Annotated in this window: 5 protein-coding genes and 1 pseudogene; 4 read left to right on the top strand and 2 right to left on the bottom strand. The window is 64.0% G+C overall.

Going from position 1 to position 6,064, the window contains the following annotated elements; genetic code table 11:
* From C5L14_RS26435 to C5L14_RS26425, 3 genes and pseudogenes are all read left to right on the top strand, one after another.
* Window positions 1-135 (top strand): annotated as a pseudogene (locus C5L14_RS26435) (succinate--CoA ligase subunit alpha); the annotation flags it as partial.
* 438 nt (window positions 136-573) lie between these two features.
* Complete coding sequence (locus tag C5L14_RS26430; protein ID WP_105865040.1) at window positions 574-1,308, top strand: GntR family transcriptional regulator; 735 nt, start codon at window positions 574-576, stop codon at window positions 1,306-1,308.
* A 174-nt stretch (window positions 1,309-1,482) separates the two neighbouring features.
* Window positions 1,483-2,481 carry an NAD(P)H-quinone oxidoreductase gene (locus C5L14_RS26425; RefSeq protein WP_105865039.1) on the top strand — a complete coding sequence of 333 codons (999 nt, stop codon included), beginning with the start codon at window positions 1,483-1,485 and terminating at the stop codon, window positions 2,479-2,481.
* A 113-nt stretch (window positions 2,482-2,594) separates the two neighbouring features.
* On the opposite strand, the gene C5L14_RS26420 is transcribed toward C5L14_RS26425, so the two are convergent.
* Window positions 2,595-2,894, bottom strand: coding sequence for a DUF4242 domain-containing protein (locus tag C5L14_RS26420; RefSeq protein ID WP_105865038.1), 300 nt, complete (start codon window positions 2,892-2,894; stop codon window positions 2,595-2,597).
* 133 nt (window positions 2,895-3,027) lie between these two features.
* Window positions 3,028-4,833, bottom strand: a complete 1,806-nt coding sequence (locus tag C5L14_RS26415) for a winged helix-turn-helix domain-containing protein (protein WP_105865037.1) — start codon at window positions 4,831-4,833, stop codon at window positions 3,028-3,030.
* 134 nt (window positions 4,834-4,967) lie between these two features.
* Between C5L14_RS26415 and C5L14_RS26410 the strand changes: the two genes are divergently transcribed.
* Window positions 4,968-6,062 (top strand): DMT family transporter, encoded by a 1,095-nt coding sequence (locus C5L14_RS26410; protein WP_181161339.1) that lies wholly within the window; start codon window positions 4,968-4,970, stop codon window positions 6,060-6,062.
* The last annotated feature ends 2 nt before the right edge of the window (window positions 6,063-6,064 follow it).

Raw genomic sequence — 6,064 nt, 5'->3', positions numbered from 1 at the left:
GACGCAGGCTCCAAGATCGCCGCCCTCGAAGCCGCTGGCGTCAGGGTCTCTCCCTCCCCGGCACGCCTCGGCACCACGCTCACCGAACTGCTGAGCGACTGGTCGCCCCGGCGCCGGCAGGCGGCCACGGGCTGAACCGGCGCTCCCGCAACACTCATGAATGCCGGTCCCCCGACATTCACCATACCGCCTTCTCCCGGGCGGTATGGGCCTTTCCTTCCGGCGGCGGGTGCGCATCAGCGCAGACCCGCCGCCAAAGCGGTAACGGAACGAAAGCAGGCTGCACCGAAAATGCCACGACGAGAATGACGACGGGAATCGTTCTTCCGAACCGGCTGACCCGGCTATCGCCGGTTCAGGCGCGCCCCATAAACCGTTTTAGGTATACCTAATGCAAGACCGGATAGCTTATATGCTTTATGAAGAGCATGGCGCTATCTGGTCCAGCTCAAGCAAAGCGCGTTGAACGAAACGCTCCTTGCTCCAGCTGCTGATTCCGACGCGTCTTTGTGATTCCTGGCGATTCCGCCAAATCACAAGTACGCTGTGGGCGATTTGAGAGAGGAAGAGTTCGTGGCTCCAAAAATTCAAGCGCGTTGGCCGATTGCCGACGAATCCACTCCCGAACTGGTGCTGGAACGTTTCTCTCCGGAACAGACCTACAAGACCAAGGTCTATACCGCGCTCAAGCACGCCATCGCCAATATGGACATCTACTCCTCGCCCGAGCCAACCTGGATCGACGAGCGCCAGCTTTCCGAGCGCCTTGGCGTCAGCCGCACGCCGGTTCGCGAAGCCATCGCCATGCTCGAGCAACAGGGTTTCGTCAAATCCCTGCCCCGGCGCGGCATCATCGTGCTGAAGAAGACCAAGCGCGAGGTGATCGAGATGATCCAGGCCTGGGCCGCGCTGGAAAGCATGGCGGTGCGCTTGATCTGCCAGCGCGCCAGCGACCGGGAAATCGCGCGGTTGCGCACGATCTTCCAGGAGTTCAACGACGCCCACAAGCCGGCCGACTATCCGCATGAATATTCGACCGCCAATATCCGCTTCCACCAGACCATGATCGAGCTCTCCGGCTCGCAGATCCTGGCCGAGATGACCGAAAACCTCGTGCTGCATGTGCGCGGCATCCGCCAGATCACCATCGGCCGCGACGATCGCGCCAGCAAGTCGATCGTCGACCACCTCAACATCATCGAGGCGCTCGAAAAGCGCGACATCGCCAAGGCTGAGGCCTATGCGCGCGACCATACGCTGGGCCTGGCGGACTATGTCGCCAAGCACAGCGAAGGCATCTTCGACTGAGAGTGCAGCCAGAATGATCTGCGATTTGATGGAAGAGCCATGGATCGCAATGACACGCTGAAACAAGGTTGTGGAGCAAAGCCGCGTTTTTGCGGAAACGAGCTTTGCTTCGTGAAGAGCGATCAGGGCAAATAGCTCGATCGTTCCCCTGTCCCGATACGATTGGAATCCGCCATGTCCGACCTGCCCGCCACCATGACCGCCATCGCCATCAGCCGGCCCGGCGGCCCCGAGGTGCTGGTGCCGGAAGAGCGCCCGGTGCCACGCCCCGGGGACAACGAGATCCTGATCCGCGTCGCGGCCGCCGGCGTCAATCGCCCAGATGTGCTGCAGCGCGCCGGCGCCTATCCGCCACCCAAGGATGCCTCCGACCTGCCGGGGCTGGAGGTTGCCGGCGAGGTCGTCGCCATCGGGCCGAATGTCGCCCGCTGGAAAGCCGGCGACAAGGTCACCGCCCTCACCCCCGGCGGTGGCTATGCGCCCTATGCCGTGACCGATGCCGGCCATGCCTTGCCGGTTCCTGATGGCCTCGACATGGTCCAGGCCGCGGCCATCCCCGAGACCTTCTTCACCGTCTGGCACAATGTGTTCCAGCGGGGCCGCCTGCAGAGTGGCGAAACCCTCCTCATTCACGGCGGCTCCTCCGGCATCGGCACCACGGCGATCATGCTGGCCAAGGCTTTCGGCGCGACCGTCATCGTCACCGCGGGCTCGCCGGAGAAATGCGAGATCTGCCGCAAGCTCGGCGCCGATATCGCCATCGACTACAAGGCCGAGGACTGGAGCGCGGTCGTCAAGCAGGCGACGGACAAGCGCGGCCCCGACGTCATCCTCGACATGGTGGGCGGCAGCTATATCGCCAAGAATTATGAGGTGGCGGCGTTGGAAGGACGCATCGTCAACATCGCCTTCCTGCAGGGCTCGAAGGTCGAGATCGACTTCGTGCGGCTGATGACCAAGCGCCTGAGCCATATGGGCTCCACCTTGAGGGCCCAATCGGTGGCGGCCAAGGCGGCCATCGCAGCGGCAGTGGAAGAGCATGCCTGGCCCCTGCTGGCGCAAGGGCGCTGCCGCCCGCTGATCCACGCCGTCTTTCCCCTGGCGGAGGCAGCCAAGGCGCATGCGCTGATGGAAAGCAGCAGCCATAGTGGAAAGATCGTGCTCACCGTGTAAGCCGCGTTGGTCCTTGTCGGCGACGTGACCAGCCGGACCGGGCTTCAGACCCGGATATGCCCGGCCGGGACCTCGTGCACCGGCGGCCGCGTGGGCCGCGCGGTGCCGACGTTTCAGACTGCTTCGGCCGGTACGGGATCCGGGCGCACGACGACCGTCGTCGCCACCGGATAGAACTCTTCGCCCGGCATGCCGACGCGGCGCGCATGCTCGCGAATGGCCGCGCCGTCCTTGGCTTCATAGATGCAAAACGTGCCGATGCGGCCGTCCGGCTCGTTCACCACATAGCTGCGGATCCAGCGAACCCGGTCCGACATCTCTTCATTGCCGATCTGGGCCGACTTGGCGCCAGCCTTTTCCAGCTCGGTGAGCGACGCCCAGGCACTCGGCCGGCGAATGACATAAAGTTGCATTGTCTGAGTTCCTTCGAATGTCCGGGCCGTTGCCCGGACCATGCCGTGTTGCAGCCACGCACCATGCGTGACGAAATGGAAACTAGGGCAGACGCGGCTTGGCCGTCCTTACCAGCGGCTGATCTCTCGTTGATCATTCACGAACGTTGGCAACAGCCGGCCTATCCTTGTGCGGCCAGGGGGACGGGGGAGCGGAAATCAATTTCTGCTGTATCTCGGCGGCCAACATCCTGAGCCGGCGCGAGCCGATGCGGACGGCGGTGCGTTCTGCCGCCGCAATCTCGGTCCGCGCCGCGGCGGTGTCTCCCGCTTCAATGTGGACGCGGGCCAGCTCCAGCCGAACACGAGCCGCATGGTACTCAATTCCGGCACTGGTCCACAGTTGACGGGCAAGCACCAGAAACCGCACCGCGTCGCTGTCGCCCGCAAGCAGATAATGCGCCTCATTGATGAGAGCATGCACCGCCGGCTGCGTCCAGCGGCCGGATTCCGCCTGCAATTCGTTCAATGCTTCGGCTGCGATATCGCGAAGGCCGCCCATTGCGGAAATGCGCATCTTGTGCGCCAAAAGGATGCCGCGCCGCTGGATATGGTACCAGCTTGCGCCGGCCAGCGCCCGGTCGAGTGCCGCCAGGGCCACCTCCACCTGGCCCGTTTCCGCCAGCAGGACGGCATTGCCGGGTTCGGCATCCCAACCCGCGGCGTAGGCGGCAGCATAATCCTGCCGGGCGTGGTCGAGATCACCGATCATCGCTCGAATATCGCCGCGGACACGATAGCCGTCGCCTATCGACCAAGCTTCCTCCTCCGAGAGCTTCGGCAGAGCCAAGTCGATCGCCGCGAGCGCACCGATCAAGTCCCGTTGCGCCCCGAGGATCTCCGCGCGGTGCAGATCGCAAGCGCCGGGTATGGTGGCGTAGCTCGCCTCGCTCCAGCTGTCGAAGCCTTCGCTCCATTGCCGGGCGCGCGACCAGTCGGGGAAAGTGCGGCAACTCCACAGGATGTTGCAGTAGACGAGACTTCCGAAAATCGGATCCACATTGCTCGACAGGGCGATGGCGGCGGCGTGATTCTGCTGGCTCTCCCCCTTTTCGATGTGGCCGAGCGAGATATTGTAGAAGCCCATATAGACAAGCGTGAGCGCAATCAGACCCGGATCGCCACAGGCTTCGGCAGCGCTGTGAGAGCGCGATGACAATTCGAGCGCCTCCGCAGCACGGCCCTGGAAGATCGCCTGCCGCGCCTTCATCCACAAAAGGTAGGCGGTGGTTCGCGGGTCTTCCGTGCCGCCCAGAAGGGCTTCGGCGCGTCCTAGCCAGCCGGAGGCGGCGGCCGGCGCGGAGCGCTCCAACTCGAGTTTGGCGATGGTTACCGCCGCTCGTGCGGCGAGGTTGGGCCGGCCTTCGGCGACATAGGCGGCGAGGGCCCGGGTCAGCACCGGGATCGCGGCAGCGGGACGGCCTTGGCATTCCACCGCCAACGCCCACACATCGATATCTGCCCCGCAAAGTTGTCCATCGGCATCGAGGCTCTCGAAGACCATCGCGGCGCCGCGCCAGTCCTTTGCTTTGGCAAGCGCCAGCGCCCGGGCGCGATTGGAGTCCTTTGCATCGAATTCCGGGACGGCGACACCAAGGCTCGGCTCGTCGATCGCAAAACGGTAGCCGTGCCGGACATAGCTGCGGATCGCATTCTCGAGACCGCCGGCAGACAGGGCCGCACGGGCCAGGCTGACGGCGCGCTGCAGGGATGCTTCGGTGACATTGAGATTTGGCCACAAGGCATCCATCAGTTCGTCTTTCGGGACGACGCGGCCGGCATTGCGGACGAGATAGACCAGAAGATCGAAGACGCGCGGCTGCAGTTTTTGCACCGTTCCCCGCAGCCTGAGAGCGCGCGCGTCCTCATCGAGTTCAAAGAATCCGAAACGATGCTGCATCGAGGCCTGTCTCAGTGAGAGCCCGCAAAACTTGGAATGATCAGCAAATGATCAGCCGCCGATAAGGACTAGCTTCAGCGCTCATCGCATTTTCGCAGTCACATTACGAAACTAGACTGCGGATGAAAAGCAACATGCCCGAACTTCGCCAAAACAGGCTGTCAGCGCCGGACGCCAGCGCCGTTCCGGACGCAAGAGCATTGGCATTGCAGGCAGCCATACTCTCCCAAGCCACTCGTTGGTCCGACCTGGCAGCTGGCGTGGGCGGCTACCTCTCGGGGCTCGGCGCCGCCTTGATCTGGAGCGGCTGGTGGACCGTGACGCGCCTCGGTGTGGTCAACGATCTTGCCGCCTCCGACCTCGCGGCACTGCGGTTCGGCATTTCGGGTCTTTTGCTCCTGCCCCTCGTCTGGCGCGATTGGCCGGCAATCAGACTGGTGGCGCCTTGGCACCTATTGTTCATGGTTGTCGGTGCCGGCGCGCCTTATGCGCTTGTCGCGGCGACCGGCGTCAGACTGACATCGGCCGGTCTTGGCGGCGCGATCACCGTGGGGCTCTTGCCGGCGTTCACATTGATCCTGTCCACGCTGTTCTTGCGCGAGCCGGTCACGCGGGCGCTGATCACCGGCATCGCCTGCATTCTGGCGGGCGCGGGTTGCGTGATCGCCGGTACTTGGAATGCGGGATATGACGCCTCCGGCCTCGGCTTCTTCGTCGTCGGAGCGCTCATGTGGGCGGGCTACACCGTCTCGCTCAGATATACGGGATTGCGGCCTCTGACCGCGACGGCGGTCATTTGCGTCGCATCGCTGCTGCTCTACACACCGGTCTGGCTGATCATGTCCGGTCCGGAACATCTGTTCGCCGCGGCCGCCCGGGAACTGCTGCTGCAGTTGCTCTATCAGCCTCTGCTGTCCGCCATCGCTGCACTCTACTGCTATGGCCGGGCCATAAGGCGGCTCGGCGCCACGCGCGCCTCCGTCTTCGCGGCGATTGTGCCGCTGTTTTCGGTGATCATCGCAGCAGTCGTCCTGCATGAGAGCCCGAGCATGATCGAGGCATTCGGTGCCGCGCTGCTGTCAGCAGGTGCGATGGTTGCAGCGCGAAGACCACCAGCCCGGCCACGGCAATCCACCATATCGAGAAGCTGCCGGCCGGTATCGGCCGGTTCGAGCGCCGCGACAATCACCACTGACCAGCAGCAACCCCAACGGCCCCGAAGGATCTGACC

This window comes from Labrys okinawensis (assembly GCF_002982075.1).
Taxonomy (GTDB): Bacteria; Pseudomonadota; Alphaproteobacteria; order Rhizobiales; family Labraceae; genus Labrys; species Labrys okinawensis_A.
Note: the sequence above shows the minus strand (reverse complement) of the source record. Positions and strands in the feature narration are given on the sequence as shown.

Coding starts and splice junctions, on each gene's coding strand:
- C5L14_RS26420 (WP_105865038.1), bottom strand. CDS start 2,894: ATGCAACTTTATGTCATTCGCCGGCCGAGTGCCTGGGCGTCGCTCACC.
- C5L14_RS26425 (WP_105865039.1), top strand. CDS start 1,483: ATGTCCGACCTGCCCGCCACCATGACCGCCATCGCCATCAGCCGGCCC.
- C5L14_RS26415 (WP_105865037.1), bottom strand. CDS start 4,833: ATGCAGCATCGTTTCGGATTCTTTGAACTCGATGAGGACGCGCGCGCT.
- C5L14_RS26410 (WP_181161339.1), top strand. CDS start 4,968: ATGCCCGAACTTCGCCAAAACAGGCTGTCAGCGCCGGACGCCAGCGCC.